The organism is Dactylosporangium sp. NPDC050588 (genome assembly GCF_040654975.1).
GTDB lineage: Bacteria > Actinomycetota > Actinomycetes > Mycobacteriales > Micromonosporaceae > Dactylosporangium > Dactylosporangium maewongense.
In genome coordinates, this window is record NZ_JBFAJA010000047.1 from 30773 (window position 1) to 51516 (window position 20744).

The 20744-nt window shown below is 73.2% G+C and carries 15 protein-coding genes and 1 pseudogene; 4 read left to right on the forward strand and 12 right to left on the reverse strand.

Going from position 1 to position 20744, the window contains the following annotated elements; translation table 11 throughout:
- Positions 1-23 precede the first annotated feature (23 nt).
- The 3 genes from AB0I21_RS29970 to AB0I21_RS29980 form a co-directional block, all read right to left on the reverse strand.
- Positions 24-623 (reverse strand): LysE family transporter, encoded by a 600-nt coding sequence (locus tag AB0I21_RS29970; protein WP_360566221.1) that lies wholly within the window; start codon positions 621-623, stop codon positions 24-26.
- Positions 624-765: 142 nt separating this feature from the next.
- The gene (locus AB0I21_RS29975) at positions 766-1425 is read right to left on the reverse strand and encodes a DNA alkylation repair protein (RefSeq protein WP_360566141.1); all 660 of its coding nucleotides are present in this window, start codon (positions 1423-1425) and stop codon (positions 766-768) included.
- Complete coding sequence (locus AB0I21_RS29980; protein WP_360566143.1) at positions 1422-2372, reverse strand: neutral zinc metallopeptidase; 951 nt, start codon at positions 2370-2372, stop codon at positions 1422-1424. Before AB0I21_RS29980 ends, AB0I21_RS29975 begins: the two co-directional genes overlap by 4 nt.
- Positions 2373-2575: 203 nt before the next feature.
- Between AB0I21_RS29980 and AB0I21_RS29985 the strand changes: the two genes are divergently transcribed.
- Complete coding sequence (locus AB0I21_RS29985; RefSeq protein WP_354888122.1) at positions 2576-4174, forward strand: ABC-F family ATP-binding cassette domain-containing protein; 1599 nt, start codon at positions 2576-2578, stop codon at positions 4172-4174.
- Between the two features lie 4 nt (positions 4175-4178).
- Here AB0I21_RS29985 and AB0I21_RS29990 read toward each other — a convergent pair whose 3' ends face one another.
- Positions 4179-5501: a hypothetical protein gene (locus tag AB0I21_RS29990; protein ID WP_360566222.1), complete on the reverse strand. Its 1323-nt coding sequence runs from the start codon at positions 5499-5501 to the stop codon at positions 4179-4181.
- 141 nt (positions 5502-5642) lie between these two features.
- On the opposite strand from AB0I21_RS29990, the gene AB0I21_RS29995 reads away from it, so the two are divergent.
- From AB0I21_RS29995 to AB0I21_RS30005, 3 genes and pseudogenes are all read left to right on the forward strand, one after another.
- Complete coding sequence (locus AB0I21_RS29995) at positions 5643-5867, forward strand: helix-turn-helix domain-containing protein (RefSeq protein ID WP_033359767.1); 225 nt, start codon at positions 5643-5645, stop codon at positions 5865-5867.
- A complete protein-coding gene (locus AB0I21_RS30000) occupies positions 5864-6604 on the forward strand; it encodes an enoyl-CoA hydratase/isomerase family protein (protein WP_344502977.1) in 741 nt (246 codons plus the stop codon). Before AB0I21_RS29995 ends, AB0I21_RS30000 begins: the two co-directional genes overlap by 4 nt.
- 57 nt (positions 6605-6661) lie before the next feature.
- A pseudogene (locus AB0I21_RS30005) lies at positions 6662-8545 on the forward strand (ABC transporter ATP-binding protein); the annotation flags it as partial.
- 2418 nt (positions 8546-10963) lie between these two features.
- Here AB0I21_RS30005 and AB0I21_RS30010 read toward each other — a convergent pair.
- The 8 genes from AB0I21_RS30010 to AB0I21_RS30045 form a co-directional block, all read right to left on the reverse strand.
- Entirely contained in the window at positions 10964-11740 is a 777-nt protein-coding gene (locus AB0I21_RS30010) for a caspase family protein (RefSeq protein WP_360566146.1), read from the reverse strand.
- A gap of 76 nt (positions 11741-11816) precedes the next feature.
- Positions 11817-14972, reverse strand: a complete 3156-nt coding sequence (locus AB0I21_RS30015; protein WP_360566147.1) for a CHAT domain-containing protein — start codon at positions 14970-14972, stop codon at positions 11817-11819.
- 683 nt (positions 14973-15655) lie between these two features.
- Complete coding sequence (locus AB0I21_RS30020) at positions 15656-16123, reverse strand: hypothetical protein (protein ID WP_360566149.1); 468 nt, start codon at positions 16121-16123, stop codon at positions 15656-15658.
- A gap of 3 nt (positions 16124-16126) precedes the next feature.
- Complete coding sequence (locus AB0I21_RS30025; protein WP_360566151.1) at positions 16127-17791, reverse strand: S8 family serine peptidase; 1665 nt, start codon at positions 17789-17791, stop codon at positions 16127-16129.
- Positions 17792-17920: 129 nt separating this feature from the next.
- Positions 17921-18331, reverse strand: a complete 411-nt coding sequence (locus AB0I21_RS30030; RefSeq protein WP_344502972.1) for a hypothetical protein — start codon at positions 18329-18331, stop codon at positions 17921-17923.
- A complete protein-coding gene (locus AB0I21_RS30035) occupies positions 18328-19137 on the reverse strand; it encodes a DUF692 domain-containing protein (RefSeq protein WP_360566153.1) in 810 nt (269 codons plus the stop codon). Before AB0I21_RS30035 ends, AB0I21_RS30030 begins: the two co-directional genes overlap by 4 nt.
- Positions 19134-20075, reverse strand: a complete 942-nt coding sequence (locus AB0I21_RS30040; RefSeq protein WP_360566155.1) for a TIGR04222 domain-containing membrane protein — start codon at positions 20073-20075, stop codon at positions 19134-19136. The genes AB0I21_RS30035 and AB0I21_RS30040 overlap by 4 nt, the downstream gene beginning before the upstream one ends.
- 74 nt (positions 20076-20149) lie before the next feature.
- Complete coding sequence (locus tag AB0I21_RS30045; RefSeq protein ID WP_360566156.1) at positions 20150-20725, reverse strand: helix-turn-helix domain-containing protein; 576 nt, start codon at positions 20723-20725, stop codon at positions 20150-20152.
- Positions 20726-20744: the final 19 nt, after the last annotated feature.

The following is a 20744-nucleotide window of genomic DNA, read 5'->3' on the forward strand; positions in this document are numbered from 1 at the left end:
TCACGCGCGAGCGCGGCAAAAGGTCACACGACCAGGATGACGGCGAGGACGGCGATCACGGCGCTGGACGTCAGCGCGGTCCACAGCCTGCCGCGCGGGCCGGTGAGGACCTTGCCGAGCAGGGTGCCGCCGCCGGCGATGAGCAGCTGCCAGCTCGCCGACGCCACGAACGCCGACAGGACCCAGACGGTCTCGCCGGCCGCGGACAGGCCGTCGTCGGCGCGGCGGCCGAGGACGAGCGCGCCGAAGTAGACGATCGTCGCCGGGTTGAGCATGGTCAGGCCGAGCAGCGCGAAGTACGCGCCGGCCGGTCGGGTCATCCTGCCGTCCGTGTCCCTGGGGCGCGCGGCCTCGTGGCGGTGCCGCAGGGCGTCGGCGGCGGTCTTGACGGCGAGCGCCACCAGTACCACGGCGGCGACCCAACGCAGGGGAGCGGAGATCGGCGCGATGAGCCCCGCGAGGGCCGCGCCGCCGAGGACGGCGATCACCGCGTAGATCCCGTCGGCGGTGGCCACCCCCATCGCGGCGCCGGCGCCGGTCCGCCAGCCGGTGCGGGCGGCGAGCCCGGCGATCAGGGCGCCGATCGCGCCGACCGGCACCGCGACCCCGTAGCCGGCGAGCATCCCGGAGAGGACGACCTCCCCGAGGCCCGCGCTCACGATCGCTGCTTGTGGCTCGCCTCCGTCAGGGCGCCGGTCTGTCGCTTCGCCCGTTCGCCGGAGCTGGCGGGGGCTGCGATCAGGAGGCGTCGGTTCATGGCGTGCATCATGGCGCCGGTGCCGGAGTGCCGCCACCGATATTCTTCAGCGCTTCCCGCCTGGACAGGCCGGACAGGTCCGGGTTCGCCGCGACGAAGGCGCGCACCGCGTCCGGGTCGGTCTTCGCATACTCGCGCAGGGCCCAGCCGATGGCCTTGCGGATGAAGAAGTCCTGCTCGTGTTTCCATCGGCCGCTGTACGAGAAGAGCCGTCGCGGGTCGGTCGCCTCGCGGTACCTCAACTGGTGCAGGATCGCGGTCCGTACCACCCACAGGTCGTCGTCCTCGATCCAGGCGTCCATCGGGGTCTGGTCGTGGTGGACGACCGGCCCGACGACGTTGGCGGCGAGCAGGTCGACCGTGTCCCACCAGGGCTTGGTCGTGATGAGGGCGCGCAGGGCGGGCAGGTCCGCCGCGGTGAGGTGCTTCGCGTGCCTGGTCAGCAGGTCGCAGGCGAAGTACTGGAACTCCCGCTCCGGCTGCGTCCAGCACTCCTGCGCCAGCCGCAGGGGCTCGTCCGTCCGCAGGAACGGCTTGTCCAGCTTCCGTCGTACCGGCGACGGGATGCCGAGGAAGTCGAACTGGTCGCGCATGTAGGCGCGCATCCCGGCGGCGGTGCCGGGGGCGGCGTGCCCCCGGTACACCTGCCGCAGCTCGACCAGCGTCACAGGTTGCTGGTGGAGAAGGTGTCGCACTGGCGCGGGTCGCCGGTGTTGAAGCCCTGCGTGAACCACTTCTTGCGCTGCGCGGACGTGCCGTGGGTGAAGCCGTCCGGGTTGACGCCGCCGCCGGACTTCTTCTGGATCGTGTCGTCGCCGATCGCCTCGGCCGCCTCGATCGCCTCGTTGATGTCCGCCTGCGTGATGGAGGTGAACAGCACGGCGTCGCCCTCCTTGTCCTTGGTCTCCGTGGCGTGGAAGGCCCAGGTGCCGGCGTAGCAGTCGGCCTGCAGCTCCAGGCGCACCGAGCCCGAGGTGGGGCCGGTGTCGCCCTGCTGGACCTTGGCGTTGGTGCCGAGCAGGTTCTGGATGTGGTGGCCGTACTCGTGGGCGATGACGTACGGGGCGGCGAACTCGCCCTTGGCGCCGAAGCGGCTCGACAGCTCCTTGTAGAAGGTCAGGTCGATGTAGACCTGGCTGTCGGCCGGGCAGTAGAAGGGCCCGACGCCGGAGTCCGCCTGGCCGCAGCCGGTGTTCACGGCGCCGTTGAAGTAGTTCGTCTTCGCCTGCTGGTACTGCTTGCCGAACGCCTGCGGCAGCTCCGCCTTCCAGTAGGCCTGGACGGAGTTGACGTACAGCAGGTTGCGGCAGTCGGCGTCGTTGAACCGGTCCTTGTTGGACTTGTCACAGCGCTTCTCGATGTCGGAGTTGTCGGCCTGCTGGTTGCCGCCGCCCCCGCCGCCGAGCATGCCGCTGCCGAAGAGGCCACCGCCGCCGCAGATCACCAGCGCCAGGACGACCAGGGTGATGATGAGGCCCATCTTCCCGCCGCCGCCACCCGGGAGGGGGATCGGGATGCCACCGAGGCCGCCACCGCCACCGCCGCCGCCACTGGTCGACCCGCGCAGGTCGTTGACCTGGCTGCTGTCGAGATCAGCATCGTCGTTGAACTCCATGGCACACCTCTTCAGACGGGGGGGATCGATCGGCGTCTGCTGCGTCGGTACCCGATGATCTTGTGACGTAATCGTGTGGCGGCTCGGGGTGGTGCGCACGGTACGATATGCCCCGTGACTCGCACCCAGAGGGAGTGACCCCCGGTTCCACGCCAGGAGTCTGTCCACTTTCCCCTTGAACATTGCGAGAGCGAGTCCTTCCTGTGATCACGACCACGGGTCTTGAGCTGCGCGCGGGCGCGCGCATCCTCCTCAGCGACATCAACCTGCGCATCCAGCCCGGCGACCGCATCGGTCTCGTCGGCCGCAACGGTGCCGGCAAGACCACCACCCTCAAGGTCCTCGCCGGTGAGGGCACCCCGCACGCCGGCTCCGTCGAGCGCCGCGGCCCCGTCGGCTACCTGCCGCAGGACCCCCGCACCGGCGACCTCGACGTGACCGCCCGCGACCGGGTGCTGTCCGCCCGCGGCCTGGACACCATCTACGCCGAGATGAAGGCACTGGAGGCCACGCTCGGCGACGACGAGCGGCTCATCCGGCGGTATGGGCAGCTGGAGGACCAGTTCGCCGGGCTCGGCGGCTACGCGGCCGAGGCCGAGGCCGCCCGCATCTGCGCCAACCTCGGCCTGCCCGACCGGGTGCTCGCCCAGACCATCGGCACGCTCTCCGGCGGTCAGCGCCGCCGGATCGAGCTGGCCCGCATCCTGTTCCGTGACGCGGCGGCGACCGGCGGCGGCATCCTGCTGCTCGACGAGCCGACCAACCACCTCGACTCCGACTCCATCGCCTGGCTGCGCAACTTCCTGTCCAGCCACAAGGGTGGCCTCGTGGTGATCTCCCACGACGTGGAGATGCTCGACGCGATCGTCAACAAGGTGTGGTACCTCGACGCCAACCGCGCGACGATCGACTTCTACAACCTCAACTGGAAGCTGTACCAGCAGCAGCGCGAGACCGACGAGAAGCGCCGCAAGCGCGAGCGGGCCAACGCCGAGAAGAAGGCCGGCGCTCTCATGGCGCAGGCAGACAAGATGCGGGCCAAGGCCACCAAGACCGTCGCCGCGCAGAACATGGCCCGCCGCGCCGAGCGGATGCTGGGCGACCTGGAAGAGGTCCGGGTCTCCGACAAGGTCGCGAAGGTCCGCTTCCCCAACCCGAAGCCGTGCGGCAAGACCCCGCTGACGGCGTCCGGGCTGTCGAAGACGTACGGGTCCCTGGAGATCTTCGTCGACGTCGACGTCGCCGTCGACCGCGGCTCCCGGGTCGCGATCCTCGGCCTCAACGGCGCCGGCAAGACCACCCTGCTGCGGATGCTCGCCGGGGAGCTGGAGCCCGACACCGGCGAGGTCCACGCCGGGCACGGCCTGCAGCGCGGGTACTACGCCCAGGAGCACGAGCAGCTCGACGTCGACCGCACGATCCTGGAGCTGATGCGCTCCGCCGCCCCGGACCAGAACGACACCGAGCTGCGCAAGATCCTCGGCGCGTTCCTGTTCACCGGCGACGACGTCGACAAGCCCGCCGGGGTCCTGTCCGGCGGTGAGAAGACCCGGCTCGCGCTCGCCACGCTGGTCTGCTCCGGCGCCAACGTGCTGCTGCTCGACGAGCCGACCAACAACCTCGACCCGATCAGCCGCGAGCAGGTCCTCGACGCGATCGCCCGCTACCCCGGGGCGATCGTCCTCGTCACGCACGACCCCGGCGCGGTCACGGCCCTGAAGCCGGACCGCGCGATCCTCCTGCCCGACGGCGTGGAGGACGCGTGGAGCGACGACCTGCTGGAGCTCGTGGAACTCGCCTGAGGTTTCACCAGGGCGTGATCAGCACGGCTTCGACGACGACCGCGAGGGCTGCCCCGACCGCTGTGAGCAGCAGCGGGGTCGGGGGCAGCTCGCCGGCCGGCTTCTCCGGCGCCACCGCGGCGACCGTGAGCCACGGGAAGAACGGCAGCCAGGCGTGCTCCACGCCGCCCCTGGCGAGCCCCGCCGCGATCGAGAACACCACGGCCGCCCCCGCGCCCACCAGGAACGGCCAGGCGGCCGTGTTGCGCAGCTTCCGCGCGCTGGCGACGATCGCCGGGCCGGTGGCGAGCAGCAGGACGACGACGCTGATCGCGCTCCACCACAGCACCGACCGGTAGGGCGCGACCCGGCTGGCATAGTCGGTCTCCGCGGCCACCAGGCCGTCCGCCCAGCCGAAGCCGAGCAGCTGCGCCCCCAGGACCGGCACGAGGGCGCCGATGCCCGTCACGATGTTGAGGAACGCCCGCCGCCGGGCGAAGTAGACGCAGACGATCGACAGGCCGAGCCAGGGGGCCGAGTACGAGAACAGCGCCGCGACGCCCACGAGCAGCCCCGCCGCGAGCGCCCAGACTGCCTTTTTCCGGACTTTCGTGCGACTTGCCCGGAGGCCGCACACGATCGCGGCCGCGCCCAGGGTCGCCACCAGGCCATCGAGGCTGACGGCGACCCAGATGGCGTACGGGGCGAGGACGAGCACCGGCAGGTACCGCCGCGCGGCCGCCTCGCCGACGGAGTCACGCACCGCCGACAACACCAGCGGAATCGTCAGCGCCGACAATGCGGTGATCAGGAATCCGAGGACGACGTGGTTGTCGACGCCGATTCGGTCGGCCAGCCACAAAAACAGAACGGGACCCGGCGGATGGCCCCGGGAGGCGACCGAGTGGGCCGGCGCGTCGGCGGTGAAATGTCTGAGGTATGCGAGGGGATCGTCGCCGACCCGCCTAACGTCACCCAGATATTCCTCCGGCGAACCGAGGGCTTTCGTAAGGCCCGACCAGCCATCGACAAGCGCCAAAGCGATTGCCCACGTCAGGCCGGCGCAGTACCCGAAAAGCTGAATTTTTCGCCAGGATCGTCGCTCGAGGGCGCCCTGTGACGCAGACCACAGTACCGCCGCGGCCACCAGCGGCGCCAGTACGCTGCCCGGCCCGACCCTGATCTTGTACCTGCCGAGGAAGGGCGCGCTTGCGGTGCCCAGACGGGCGTCGAGCTGCACCGCGAGCGCGGCGACAGCGAGCCCGAGCAGGCCGAAGGCAACCCAACGGAGCGCATCGCGACGCTCACGATGCGCTGTCCATGGTTGGGCGGTGGAGGGTTCGCTCATCACGGCGCATCACGGTATCGGGTAGGCGACAATGCTGTGCGTGTCGGTTGGCGTGCCGTCGATATCTAGCGCATGATCGTTCGAGGCGGTCTAATAGGTGGGACCGCACCAACCGCTCTGTCTGGGACGTGAGGGATCAGCATGGCAGCCACCGCCACCACCAGCACCGAGAAGGGTCGCCGGATCGTCGGCGCCGAAAGGCAGACGCTGGCGAAGGACCTCGTGAAGCGGTACACCAACGGTGAGAGTATCCGCGCGCTCGCCGCTTCCACCGGTCGATCCTATGGATTCGTGCACCGGGTGCTGACCGAATCTGGCGTTCAGCTTCGTCAGCGTGGCGGTGCCCGGCGCCGCAAGAAGGCGTGAACGCCGCTCCCACGTCGGGAGAGGCGCGTTTCGACGTCGAAGGGCCGGTCGCAACGGTGACGTTGGACCGGCCCGAGGTTCTCAACGCGCAGACCCCCGCGTTGTGGGCCGACCTCCGGGCGTTCGGCCGGTCACTGCCGGGCGACGTTCGGGTGGTCGTCGTGCGCGGCTCCGGTCGGGCCTTCTCAGCCGGGCTCGACACCTCGGTCGCCGCGTCCATCCTCGGCGGCGTCTCCGACGCGCAGATCGCGCAGTACCAGGAGGCGTTCGCCTGGCTCCGGCAGCCGTCGCTGATCTCGATCGCGGCGGTCCACGGCCACGCCATCGGCGCCGGATTCCAGCTCGCTCTCGCCTGCGACTTCCGGGTCGTGGCCGAGGACGTGAAGTTCTGCATGGCCGAGGTGTCCCTCGGGCTCGTCCCGGACCTCGGTGGCACCAAGCGGCTCGTCGAGCTGGTCGGTTATGCGCGGGCTCTGGAGCTGTGCGTCACCGGCCGGCGCGTGCACGCCGGCGAAGCGTCGCAGATCGGCCTGGCCAACGCGGTGGTTCCCCCGGCTGATCTGGGGGACGCCGTCGGTGATCTCACCGCGGCCGTCCTGGCGGGCTCCCGCGACGCGGTCGTGGAGATCAAGGCGCTGATCGCGGCCGCGGGCGGGCACACGTTCGCCCAGCAGGAGGCCGTCGAGCGGGCCGCGCAGGTGCGCCGGATCCAGGATCTGGCGGGCCTCGGCGAATAATTTGTCGTACCCCCCGGGCATGCTTGGGCTTCAAGTTCTCCGACCGGGGGGTTTCGAATGACGTCGCCGAGCAGCATGGCCGGGTGGGAGACCCTGCGCTCCCTGCGCAAGGCCGACGAGCTGGCCGGCAAGCGCCTGGCCCGCGGCACGGCGAAGCGCATCCTCGCCTTCGCCCGGCCCTATCGCGGCGACATCAGCGTCTTCCTCGTCACCGTCGTGTTCGGCGCGGGCATCGGCGTCGCCACGCCCTACCTCGCCGGTGACGTCATCAACAAGATCAATGCCGGTGGCCCCCACGCCGGCACCGCGGTCGTGCGGGTCGCGTTGCTCATCGGCGCCCTCGCCGTCGCCGACGCCCTGCTCTCCCTCGTCCAGCGGTGGTATTCCGCCCGCATCGGCGAAGGCATCATCCTGTCGCTGCGCACCCAGGTCTATGGGCACGTGCAGCTCATGCCGCTGCAGTTCTTCACCCGCACGCAGACCGGCGCGCTGGTCAGCCGGCTCAACAACGACGTGCAGGGCGCGCAGCGCGCGTTCACCTCGACCCTGTCCGGCGTCGTCAGCAACGTCATCCAGCTCGTCCTCACCGCCGCGGTCATGGTCACCCTGTCGTGGCAGGTGACGCTGCTGTCGCTGGTCATGCTGCCGGTCTTCATCCTCCCGGCCCGCCGGGTCGGCAAGCGGCTCGCCGCGATCACCCGCGAGGCCTACCAGCTCGACGCCACGATGAACGCGACGATGACCGAGCGCTTCGGCGTCGCCGGCGCCCTGCTGGTCAAGCTCTTCGGCCGGCCGGAGACCGAGGCGGCCCGCTTCGCCGACCGGGCCGGCCGGGTCCGCGACATCGGCATCCAGACCGCGATGTACAGCCGCGTGTTCTTCGTCAGCATGCTGCTCGTCGCCTCCCTCGCCCAGGCGCTCACCTACGGTCTCGGCGGCTGGTTCGCCGTGCACGGCCAGATCACCGCCGGCACCGTCGTCACCCTGGCGCTGCTGCTCACCCGGCTCTACGGCCCGCTGACCGCGCTGTCCAACGTCCGGGTCGACGTGATGAGCGCGCTCGTGTCGTTCGAGCGGGTCTTCGAGGTCCTCGACCTCGCCCCCGGCATCGCCGAGCGCCCCGACGCCCGCCCGCTGCCGCCCGGCGCGGCGAAGGTCGAGCTCCGCGACGTCCGCTTCCGCTACCCGAGCGCCGCCGAGGTCTCCCTCGCGTCGCTGGAAGACGTCGCGTCGCTGGACCGCACCGTCACCGACGAGGTGCTCAAGGGCGTGTCCTTCACCGTCGAGCCGGGCCAGATGGTCGCGCTCGTCGGCCCCTCGGGCGCCGGCAAGTCCACCACCGCCATGCTCGTCCCGCGCGTCTACGACGTCACCGGCGGCGCCGTCCTCGTCGGCGACATCGACGTCCGCGACGCGACCCTGCAGTCGCTGCGCGACACCATCGGCGTCGTCACCCAGGACTCGCACCTCTTCCACGAGACCATCGCCGAGAACCTGCGCTATGCGAAGCCCGGCGCCACCGACGACGAGCTCTGGACCGCCCTGCGCCGTGCCCAGGTCGGCGACCTCGTCGAGTCCCTCCCCGACGGCCTCGCCACCGTCGTCGGCGAGCGCGGCTACCGCTTCTCCGGCGGCGAGAAGCAACGCATCGCCATCGCCCGCCTCCTGCTCCGCGCCCCCTCCATCGTCATCCTCGACGAAGCCACCGCCCACCTCGACTCCGAGTCCGAGGCCGCCGTCCAGCGCGCCCTCGCCGAGGCCCTCACCGGCCGCACCGCCCTCGTCATCGCCCACCGCCTCTCCACCATCCGCGCCGCAGACCAGATCCTCGTCGTCGACAACGGCCGCATCGTCGAGCACGGCACCCACGACACCCTCGTCACAGCGGGCGGCCTGTATGCGGAGCTCTACAAGACCCAGTTCGCCCTGGTCGACTCCCCACCCCTACCGCTGCTCGTGCCGCCTTCCGACACCCCCTCCAGCACCCCCTCACCAGCCACTCCGTCTTCAGACTCGGCGCCCGCAGCCACCGCGTTAGCCGGCGCCGCCTCCGCAGACCCTGCCCCCGCAAGCACCGCCCCCGCGACCGTTGCTCCCGCGACCGTTGCTTCCGCGAGCGCTGCTCCTGCTGCCTCGGCTTCCGGAGGCGTTGCTCTTGCGGGCGTCGCTTCGGAGGGCGCTGTTCCCGCGGCCGCTGCCTCTGCGGGCGCCGCCTCCGCGGACCCTGCTCCCGCAAGCACTGCCTCCGCGAGCGTTGCTTCCGCGAGCGCTGCTCCTGCTGCCTCGGCTTCCGGAGGCGTTGCCCTTGCGGGCGTCGCTTCGGAGGGCGCTGTTCCCGCGGCCGCTGCCTCTGCGGGCGCCGCCTCCGCGGACCCTGCTCCCGCAAGCACTGCCTCCGCGAGCGTTGCTCCTGCGAGCGTTGCTTCCGCGACCCCTGCTTCCGGAGGCGTTGCTCTTGCGGGCGTCGCTTCGGAGGGTGCTGTTTCCGGGGCCGCTGCTTCTGCGAGCGCTGCTTCCTCAGGCGTTGCTCCTGCGAGCGTTGCTTCCGCGACCCCTGCTTCCGGAGGCGTTGCTCTTACGCGCGTCGCTTCGGAGGGTGCTGTTTCCGGGGCCGCTGCCTCTGCGGGCGCTGCTTCCGGTGGTGCTGTTCCCGGGGGCCTTGCTTCCGCGGACAGTCCCCACGCAGGAGTTCATTCCCCAGCTCACTCCGAAGACATCCACTCCTCCGATGAACCAGACCCTCCCCACCAGACCGCCCCTTCCGGCCCCGTCCCCACCCCAACTCCGTAGCCGAACCCGACCCCGGGCGCTCCGCACACGCCGCACTCACCACCAACCACGCCCAGGGCCTGCCGTTTCCGCTTCCCCCGACCGTCCGTGGCCGAGTCCCTGCCCAGCGGCGTGCGCCACGACTGCGTGTCCGGCGGGATCTGCATGGCCGCGTGGGTTCGGTCGCGTGGGTTCGGTCGCGTCAACCCGCTGTATGTCTGGTTGCGCCTCGCCTGGCTGTGCCCGCCTCAGCCGTGCGGCGCAGGGCGTCCTTGACCGCGCCCTTGAGGATGCTGGCCTGCAGGGCGCCGTGCCTGGCGGGGACTGCGTTGCGGCGTGAGCCGACAGTCGAGGGTCTGGTTCCCGCCGGTTCTGGTGCCCGGTGCGGGTGGTGGTGGCGGGCTGTGTGAGCTGGGCTGCCTGTCTGGCAGTGTCTGGTCCGGCTGTGTCGGTCCGGCTGTGTCGGTCCGGCTGTGTCGGTCCGGCTGCGTCAGTTCGGCTAGATCCGTCCAGCTGTGTCTGCCGGGCGTACTTGCCTGACCGTGTGTCTGCGTGCTCTTGCGACCAGGTGTCCGTCCGACGGTCTGCCCAGCCTTCGTCTCCTGGCCGAGGAGATCCGTTCCGTGACGCTGATCCGTGTGTCTGGCCCCGTGTTCAACTGTGACTGCTTGACCCGCACGTCCGGGCGTGTCCGCGCGGCCGTGTCCGTCCGGGTGGCTGCCCGTTGCGGGTGGCCGGCCTTCGCCGCCGCCACCCTCGACGTCGGCGCGTGAGGTCGACGCCGCCCTTCGGCCCGGCTTCGTGGGAGGCCGCGGCCGTTGTCCGGCCAGCTGCCTGTCGCGTGTGTGACCGGCTCCGACGCCGCCATCGTCACTCTCGACGACGTGGGCGCGTGAGCCTGGTACGAACCCGACCTTGTGCCTGGCTCTGCGTCCACCTGGGACTGTCGGTCCGCGTGGGCGTGCCCGTCCGGGTGCCTGCGTGAGCTCGACCTCGGGAGTGGGTCTGGCTTCCGTGTTTGGCTGAGACTGCCCGGCCGCATCCGGCGCGATCATGGCCGTGTTGGTCGGCTGTGTGTCCGGCTTGGGGGATGGGCACCGAGCGGGCCGGCCGGGCCGGGGTTGGCGGATCGAGCGTGAGCGTCGCTGGTTGCCGGACGGGTGCGCCGCGTCGGTGGTGAGGCAAGGCGCTTCCACGGGGTCCGCAGGATCTCGGTTGCCGGGAGCGGCGCGGTCAGGGCTGCGGTGTGGGTCGATGCCGAGCGCTTCGTCTGGATGGCCGGCTTCAGGTGTTCTGTTTCGCCGCCGTCGCTGGGGGATGGGGGTGGGGGTCGTGGTGTGGGGCGCATCGTTGCTGATGGGAAAGTAGCGGCGGTGGAGAAGGGGGGCTGGGGGTCATCGACCTCAGTGGATCAAATGAGTGCGTGGGGGAGTGTTACGGCGTGTCCGGGCGATTCGCGTGTTGTCCGGCAAAGCGCGCCGCCGCGTGGTGGGTGGTTGATGGTCGTCAATGCGAGAGGGGGTGGGAATGGGGAGAGGGAATGGCGAGGAATGTGGTGTAGGTCACGGCGCGGGCGGGATGGGAGAGAGGTCAGGCGAGGACGGGCCAGGTGTGTTGGGTGGGGGTGGCCTGCAGGGCGGGGGTCTGCGGATAGTTCTGGCTCGGCAGCTGGGCCCTGATCGCCCTGAGCCAGTCGCGGTACGTCGCGTCCGGCGGCAGGGCGGCGAGGGTGGTCAGGGCAACGTACGTGAACGCGCCGTTCGGGCGGCCCGAGAAGGTGGCGTCGTAGGAGTACTCGGTGTCGCGGCACGCCGACAGCAGCAGCGCGGCCGAGCGGGGGCGGGTGACGCGCGGAGCAACAGCCTCGTGGGTAGGGGTGCCGAGGGGCAGGAACGTCGACGGGGCCAGGAAGCGGGTCGGGCAGCGGCCGTCGCCGAGCGGGCGGCTGAGCCGCGTCAGCGTGCCCGAGTGGCAGGAGTCGGAGATCAGCACGACGCGGACGCCGGGGGCGGCGGTGGCGAACAGGGTGGAGAGCTCGTCGTCGAGCAGCGGGCCGTTGGCGGCGACGTCGTGCGGGCAGATCGCCTCGTCGCGCTGGTCGGGTTCGTCGCCGTCGAGGTCGGGGACCCAGGTGCCGTGGCCGGAGTACGTGATGACGACCGCGTCGCCGTCGGAGGTGCGGGAGAGCAGGTCGGCGATGCCGGTGCGGATGGCCACGCCCGAGGCGGCGCTGTCGAGCAGGGTGCGGACGTCGAAGCCGCGCGCGGTCAGCGCCGCCGTCCAGTCGGCGGCGTCGTTGCGGCAGCCGTAGAGGTCGTTGGAGACGCCCGGGTAGTCGTTGATGCCGACGCAGAGCGCGAGTTTCATGGTGTACCCCCGTAAACCAGTGGAACCTTCTGCAGTGAAGGCGCCACAGCGCGTCACCGAGGTTGCACGAACTCCGTCAGCCCGCGCCGAAGCAGACGAACGGCGTCGCCTCCGGCAGGTCGGCCAGGGCACGGGCCGGTGACACGCCGAGCGCGACCGCGCGGTGGTGGTGGGCCATGACGGCGGGGCCCAGCTCGTCGGGGATGCGCGCGACGCTGGCGACGACGTTGGCGGTGCCGGCGTGCAGGAGGGCGGCGGTGAAGCCGACCAGCTCGTCGCCGGCCCGCACGACCGCCCGGCCGACGTCGCAGGCGGAGAGGACGACCTGGCCGGGGGCGGTGCCGAGGCGCTGCAGCTCGTACGCGAGCAGCGGGCCGTCGCCGAGCTCCAGGCGGGAGAAGAGCACGTTCTGCGTGTCGTGGTGGCCGTGCGCGGCGACGTGCACGACGGGTGCGGCGTCCATGCCGGCCAGGACGCTGGTCGCGGTCGCGTCGGCGCCCCGCAGGACCCGGCCCCGCGGATACAGCCGCGCGATCGCGTCGATCTCGGCGTCGGCGTGGACGAGGTCCGGGCCCGCGACGAGCAGTGGCGCTCCGGTGGTGACGGCGTTGGCGGCGGTCCGTGCGGCGAGCCACACCGACGCTGACGGAGCCACCGCCACGGGCCGCCCCCGCAGGCTGGGCAGGAGCCCCCAGGGCAGCACCGCGAGCTGCCGGGTCGGCACGACCACCACGTCGTGGGGGCCGAGCGCCGCCAGTACAGGAGCGATCAACGCCTGATCGAGGGTGGCGGCCTGCCGGTCGGCGCTGGCTCGCACCACCGCGGCGAGCTTCGCGGGGAGGCGCCGGTCGGCCGCGGTGTCGAGGTCGCTGAGGAGGCGGCGGACGGACTCGGCCACGGGAGCGTACGGGCCGAGCTCCACCGACGTGATCGCCCCGCCGGCGAGGACGAGCGCGTGCAGGCGGTCGCGGCGGACGAGGTAGCTGACCATGCAGCGGCCGGCGCGGGCGAGCTCGGCGGCCACCTCGGTGTGGGTGGCGGCGCCGTGGCTCTCCTCGGTGTCGCCGGCCCACCAGCCGTGCCGGCGGATGCTCTGCTCGAGGTCGGCGCAGCGGGCGCGCAGCAGCGGCTCGGGCCGGCCTTCGAGCTCGCCGAGGCGCACGGCCCGGCGCAGCTGCCGCAGCTCCGCGAGGGCCTCGGCGATCTGCGGGTCCTGCGGCGGCAGGACGGACCGGATGCGGAACGACTGGGCCCGGGACCGCTCCGACCAGTTGAAGACGAGGCTCGGCGGGCCGAGCGACCAGGAGATGTCCAGCCCGTACGCGCCGAGGTCCGCCCCCAGCGCGGCGACGCTGCTCTGCAGCTCCAGGCTGCCGAACCGCCGCCGGTGCTCCTGCAGCGTCACGAGCCCCTTGCGCAGCTCGTCGAGCGCCGCCCGCGGCCGCCCGTCGGCGCGGTGCAGCTCGGCCCGGGTGAGCCGGTGCAGCAGCCGCACGTCGAGCGGCACGTCGGCGGCGAGAGCCCGGCGCGCCGGGGCCCGCTGCTCCGCCGGCGGGGTGTCACCGGCCGCCACTTTGGCCCGCAGCGCCAGCAGCTCCGCACTGCCGGCGTCGTGCCGCAGCCCGAGTCCCCGCAGCGTCGCCGCCAGCCGTGTCGCCCGCCTGGCCACGGCCAGCAACTTCCGACGATTTGGGTTTTTCGGCTGATGTACCCCTGAAACCACCCCGACACGACTGCCGTTGCTTTCCGGCTGGACGTCGCTGCTGATCGTGGCGGGCTGGACGGAATCAGCCGCTGCCGCCGACCGGCGTCCGGGCCCGGTGGCAGGTGGCTGGTCCGGATTGGCGGCGGCCGCGGGTCCGCCAGGGCCATGCTGTGGCCGGGCGGGACGGGTGGCCGGTGGCTGGTCCGGGTCGGCGGCGGGCGTGGGTTCGCCGTGGGCAAGCAGCGCCCGGGTGGGCCCGGTGGCAGGTGGCTGGTCCGGGTTGCCGGGCGCGGGTTCGCCAGGCGCAAGCTGCGGCATGGCGGGGCGGGTGGCCGGTGGCTGGTCCGGGTCGGCGGGCGGTGCGGGTTCGCCGGAAGCAGGCCGCGGCCGGGCGGGTCCAGTGGCCGGTGGTGGCTGGACGGGGCCGAAGGCCGTTGGCGGCTGGGTGCGGGCGGCGGCAGGTCGTGGCTGGACGAGTCCCACGGCCTGGACAGGGGTGGTGGACGGTGGCGCCTGGACGGGGCCAGTGGCAGGTGGTGGCTGGACGGGGGCGGCGGCCTGGGTGCGGGCGGCGCTGGCGAGGTCGACGCGGACCTGGAGCGACGCGGCGAGGGCGGCCCAGGCGCGGTTGCGGCGGCGGGTGAAACGGGCGCGGGCCCTGGCGCTCCACAGGGCCGCGGCGGCCAGGTCGCCGCTGCCGAGGGCGGCCTGGGCGCGGGCGAGCTCGGCCTCCCCGAGGTCCTGGCTGAGACGGTGGCGTTTGAGCAGTTCGATCGACCGGTCGAGGTCCTCCGCGGCGGCGGTGTCGAGGCCCGCGCCGAGCAGGGCCCGCGCCCGGTCGAGCATCGAGATGGCGAGGAACCCGTCCGCGCGCAGCCGCCGCAGCGAGTCCGCCGCCGTGTCGAACGTCTGCAACGCCGCCGGCACGTCCCCGCCCGCGAGTGCGCAGTAGCCGAGGTTGTGCTCGACCTTCGCCGCGAGCAGGTCGAGCCCGTGGGCACCGGCGAGCTCGCGGCACAGGAGCAGGTCGGCCCGGGCCAGCCGGACCCGCCCGGCGGTGAGGTGCACGACGCCCCGGTTGAGCAGCGTCCGCGCGAGGACCGCCGGCTCCCCGTGCTCCTGCAGCACCGGCACGGCCGCGTCCAGCAGCTTCAGCGCCGCGTCGATCTCCCCGACCCGCAGCAGGAGCAGCCCCCGCTGCTGCAGCACGGTGCCGACGTCGGCCAGGTCGGCGAGCGTCTCGGCCCGGTCGAGCAGCTCCAGCCCCAGCTCGGTGCGCCCCTGCTCGGCCTCCGCGTGCGCGAGCGTCAGCAGCAGCCGCGCCGCCAGCGCCGGCCTGGACGGCTCCGCCCCCGGCCACCCCAGCAACCGCAGCGCCTCGGTCGCCCGCTTCGCCGCCGCGGCGGGCTTCCCGGCCGCCCCGGCCCGCACCGCCGACCGGTGCAGCCGCACCACCCGCGCCACTTCCCGCCGCTCGCCCGCGTCCGTCCCACCGTCCGCCGCCGCCCGCCCCGCCGGTGCCGCCACACCCGCCACCGCACTCGCGGCCGGGGAAGCGCCGCTCGGGGAACCGGCAGCCACGGACGGCCCGGCTCCCGCGAAGGCGCCGGGTCCCGCAACACCCGCCGGACTGTCCGCGGGGGAAGGGACGGTGACGGTGGGCCGCGTGGCACCCGCCGGACTGCCGGCGTCGGGCGCGGTGGCGGCGGCTCGTACGGCGCCTGCCGGACTGTCCGCGGTGGAAGGGACGGTGACGGTGGGCCGCGTGGCACCCGCCGGACTCGCGGTGGCGGGCGCGGTGGCGGCGGCTCGCACGGCGCCTGCCGGACTGTCCGCGGGGAAAGGCGCGGTGGTTGTGGGCCGCGTGGCACCCGCCGGACTGCCGGCGTCGGGCGCGGCGGCGGCGGCTCGCACGGCGCCTGTCGGACTGTCCGCGGGGAAAGGCGCGGCGGTGGCGGGTCGCGCGGCCCCCTTCGACCTGCCGGCGGGGGAAGGTGCGGTGGTGGATCGCGCGGCCTTCACCGGACTGTCGGCGGGGGGACGCGCGGCGGTGGCGGGTCGCAAGGCGCGCGTCGGGCCGCCGGCGGCGGGGGCGGCTCGCAAGGCGCGCGTCGGGCCGCCGGCGGCGGGAGGGGCGGTGCGGATGGGCATGGGTGTGGCCCGCGTGGCGGTGGAGGCACGCGGGTCGGCCGGAGACGGTGAGGTTGCGGCTACACCACGAACGATGGCGTCACCACCGTCCGGGCGCCATCGGCCTCTTGGTCGTTCGTCGGGTGGACGCGGATCTGGACCTCGCCGCGGGTGACCCGCTGGGCGGCGAAGCGGCCGCCCTCGTCGGTGTCCATGGTCTGCGGGCCGTCGACCGTGCGCAGCTCGATGCGGCAGGGGGAGGGCGGAGCGAGCCAGCCGTCGAGGCGGACGGTGCCGGCGGCGCCGGCGGTCCATTCGACCATGATGGTGAGGCTCGCCGACTCGAAGGTGGCGCGGGTGGTCTCCTCGTCGCCCCGGACCCCGGCCAGCGCGCCGTCCAGGGCCGGGACGAGGCGACAGACCTCGATGTCGAGCCCGGCGACGCTGAGGGAGAAGAGCAGGTCGGCGGGGACGGGGTCGACCAGGCCGGCGACGCGGCGCAGGTCGGCGAGCAGCCCGTCGTCCGAGGAGTGCTGGAAGTCGGCCATGGTCTACCCCGGGAACCCGTCGAGGGCTCGCAGCGCCCGTTGCGTGGTGGACTTCGCGTCCAGCTGGTCGAGGCGCAGCTGCGGGTCGGCGGCGGCGTTCTCCAGCAGGAGCGCGGCGACCTCGGCGGCGCCGAGACCCGCGGCGAACGAGCTGCCGCTCCACGAGGCGAAGCCGCGCGTGTAGTCGTCGTCGTCGAGGGTCTCGCGGCGGGTGGGGCGGCCCCCGGCGTTGCCCGCGGGGGTGATGTACGCGGCGCCCCGGCTGCCCTGCACCTTCGGGAACGTGCTGATCAGCGCCGACCCGGGCGCCCAGTAGCGGACCCAGGGGCCGTCGTTGCTGAACATGGCCTTGGCGTCGTTGGGCTGGAAGGCGCCGACGCTCATCACCGGCAGCTCCCCGTCGCACGCGAGGGCCGCGGGGTAGAACTCGCGGGACGTGGCGTGGTTCCCGGCGGCGGCGACCACGACCACCCCGGCCGCGAGCAGGCGGTCGACGTGTTCCTGGAGGCGGATGGTGTACGAACCGTCGGCCGCGCTCTCGAGGTAGTAGCCCAGCGACAGGCAGACGACGTCGACCATCCGTCCGCCGGTGCCCGCCTGGGCCGCTTCGACCTCGTCGGCGAGGCGGTCGAGGGCGATGAGCAGGTCGCTCTCGTAGACGACGCCGTCGCTGTGCATGACCCGGATCTGCAGGACCGTGGCGTCGGGGGCGACCTGCCGGACGAGCCCGCCGATGAACGTGCCGTGCCCCGTGTGGGTGCCGAGCTCGCCGGCGACGGAGCCGGTGCTGATCTGCCGCTCCCAGGCGTCGCGGAGGCGTTGCAGGGAGTGACCGGCGGCGATGAGCTGGTCCTGCGCGGCGAGGATCATGGCCTGCAGCTCGGTGTCGACGGTGGTGAACCCGTCCGCGGGCAGTGCCGAGCCGGCGGGGGTGGGGACGTCGAGCCACTCGTGCGGGGAGATGCCCGTGTCGAGGATCGCGACGACGGGCCGCCGGTCGCCGAGCTCCGCGGCGGTGCGCCGGCGGGGCGGCGGGAGGACGAGGTCGACCGGCCGGCGGCCGGCACCGCCGGCGAACCGCCAGGCGCTGCCCTCCGTCATCGGGGACCCCTCCGTCATGGGGGAGCCTTCGGTCATCGGCGAGCCCTCCGTCATCGGAGAGCCTTCCGTCATGGGGGAGCCCTCGGTCATCGGCACCCCGCCGATGGAGGCGCCGAAGAGCAGGTGGTCGAGCGACAGGTGCGCACCGTGGCCGCCGGCGCGCAACGCCTTCAGCGCGGCCCACGCGTCGACGGACTCGGGGTCGGCGCCGTGCGCCGCGACGAGCTGGACGGACCGCACGCGCCGCCGCACGGCCCGCTCCCGGGCGGGCCCGTCGGGGCCGTGCGCCGCGGCACCGCGCCCGCCGGGCACGGCGTGGCTCTCGGCGAGGCGCATGCCGGACCCGGCGAGGGTCTGGTTGCAGCGCTCGAGGGTGTCCGGCGGCTCGCTCGCCGGCGCGGTCGACAGCAGGACGCCCGCCCGGTACACCGTCGGCGCGGACACGCCGTCGCCGGGCTCCAGCACGCGGGCGCCGTGGCGGCGCAGGACGGCGGCCGACGGCAGCCAGGGCGTCGACGGTGGCGCGCCGTTGTCGTCACCGAGGTCGGCCAGCGCGTCCCCCGTCATCCGCCGGCAGCGTAACTGCATGTGGCTCTCCGTCTCCGCAGGGCGCCTCGAATCCGAAGTCGGCGCCGTCTCACCTGACTAGAGGACACACGGGCGGCACCTGATACAAGAAGTTTCAGAACGCGCCGGTCACGTGGACCGGGATCCGTGCCGTGACAGCAGCAGCCGCAGCCGGGCGGCGAGCCGCCCGCGGGGGACCGGGGCGGTTGCGCCGTCGTAGCGGAAGGCGGCCTCCCGCCCGGCGAGCTCGTCCCGGGCGAGCGGCGTCAGCGTGGCGGGGTCGGCGCAGCGGGCGAAGTCCCAGCCGTCGCGCAGCGAACCCTGCGGCGGGCGCCCGGACGCCCACTCGGCGAACGCGCGATGCCAGCGGTCGCCGTACGACGCCGCCAGGAAGGGCCATGTACGGGCCACCTCGCCGGCGCGTTTCCTGCGGAGGGCGACGGCCGCTGCCCGTACACCTGCCGCATCGAAACCAGGGGGGACGGCACCGCCGGCGACGAGCGCGTCGACGAGGGCCCGCTGCCGGTCGGCCAGGGTCATGCCGTGATCCGGGGCAGGCCCGCGGCGGCGCAGAGGGCGTCGAGCTCGCGGGTCAGCTCGGCGGCGGCCGGGTAGTGGCCGTCGCGTTCGAGCATCAGCGCCGGCGGGCCGGTCCGCGCGCACAGCTCCTTGACCAGGTCGAGGACCTCCGGCGGGGTCGGGTCGGTGTGGGTGTCGTGGTAGAAGCCGTCGTGCTCGGCCCCGCCGGCGACGTGCACGTACGCGATCCGCTCCAGCGGCAGCCCGTCGAGCAGGTCACCGGGGGTGCCGCGGTTGCGGGCGTTGGCGTGGAGGTTGGCGACGTCGAGCAGGAGCGCGCAGCCGGTCCGGTCGAGGATCTCGGTGAGGAACTGCGCCTCAGTCAGCTCCGGGTCGGGCCAGTCGAACAGCGCGGCGATCGGCTCCAGGGCGAGGGTGACGCCGCCGAGTGCCGCCTGGGTGCGCCGGACGTTGGCGACGACCGCGTCGACCGCCTCCCGGGTCCGGGGCACCGGCAGCAGGTGCCCCGCCTCGACGCCGCCGGCCCGCACGAACGCGATGTGCTCGCTGACCAGCGGCGACCGCAGCAGCTCGGCGCAGCGGGCCAGGTGCGCCGCGCGGGTGTCGTCGACGGGTTCGGCGCCGCCGAGCGACAGCCGCACCCCGTGCGGCACGACCCGCACGCCCCGGTCGACCAGGTCCATGAGCATCGCCGGCGGGTGCGTCAGGTGTACGGACTCCGCGACGACCTCCGTGAACCGCAGCCCCGGGAGACCGGCGACGTAACCGGCGATCTCGGGCCGCCAGCCGATGCCGACCGTGGTCATCCCCCGCACCCTCCGCCGCCGCCGCAGCTCGACCCGCCGCCGCAGCTCGAGCTCGACCCGCCGCAGGAGCTGGACGAGCCGGAGTCGGAGCTGCCGCTCCAGCCGCTGTCGAAGGAGCCGCCGCCACCGCTGGCGGCGACGTGCCGCTGCAGCTCGGCGGACTCGGCGAACGCCGGGTCGGCGAGGAAGAACGCGCCGGCGCCGAAGAGCCCGATGCTGAGCGCCGCGGCCTCCGGGCCGTAGGTGGACCACGACGGCGACTGGCGCGGCGACAGGTGCTGGGCCCGCATCCGCATCCGGGTCAGCAGCGCCCGGCCGTTGCTGGTGACCCGGGGGACGGCCCGGAAGAGCAGCGCGATGACGAAGACCGGGAACACCAGCATCACCAGGAAGCCGATGGGGCGGTCGTTGAAGATGCCGGCGCCGATCCGGGCGACGCCGAGCCCGACGACGGCGAGGACGATCAGCCACGCCCGCCGCACGTTGCGGCGGCGGTCGGGGTCGAGCAGCCACCCGGCCAGGGTCAGCTGCTCCTCGGTGCGCTTGAGCACGGCGACGACGGCGGAGTCGGTCTGCACGTTGCGGGCGGCGAGGCCACGGCGGGCGGTCTCGTGCACGGCCTGGTCGAGCTCGCCGGCGCCGGCCGGCAGCGGGCCGGTCTGCCGGAGGGTGCCCCGGGTGCTGGTGTCGATGGCGCCGGCGGCGCGCAGGGCGGCGAGGGAGCTGTAGACGGCCAGCTTCCGGTCGCCGTTGAGGAGCGCGGCCTGGGTCGGGGTCAGGTCCCGGGCGCGGCGCAGCGAAGGACCGCGCATGGCGGCACGGCGCCAGATGAACGCGGTGATGATCGCGAGTGCGGCGAGCCCGGCGTACAGCCACAGGAAGTCCGGGCCCGCGATGCCCCAGGTGTCACCCGGGCCAGCGACGATCGATGTCCTCATGGGGTCAGTGTGGGTGCGGACGTCGAGATGCGCCTGTCACCGGATGGACACTTGAGGAAACCTTGTGACCGATGTCATCCCGATCTTCGGACGGCGGCCTCGACCAGGTTGAGGACGGCCTCCAGGTCCTGCACGGGGCGGCCGGTCGCGAGGTGGAGGACCAGGCCGTCGTAGGCCAGCTCGAGGAACTGGGCGAGGATCGCGATCGGGACGTCGGCGCGCAGCACGCCGGCCTCCCGCTGGCGCTGCAACCGCTCGCGGGTCGCCTCGGCGACCGCCTCCGAGCGGGCCGCCCACCGCTTCGCGAACTCCGGGTCGGTGCGCAGCCGCCGCGACACCTCCAGCTGGCTGCCGAGCCACCCGGCGACGTCCTCGGTGGCCGCCCGGGCGAGGAGGTCCCGCATGACCTGGACGAGGCCGTGCTCGGCGACCGTGGCTACCATGGTCGCGGCGTCGTCCTCGGCGACGGCGAGGAAGAGCGAGTCCTTGTCCCGGAAGTGGTGGAAGATCGCGCCGCGGGACAGGCCGATCTCCTCTTCCAGCCGCCGGACCGTCGCCCCTTCGTAGCCGTGCCGGGCGAAACAGGTCCGCGCGCCGGTGAGGATCTCCTTCCGGCGTGCGTCGAGCTGGTCCTGGCTCACCCTGGGCACGGGACGATTATGCAAGCCG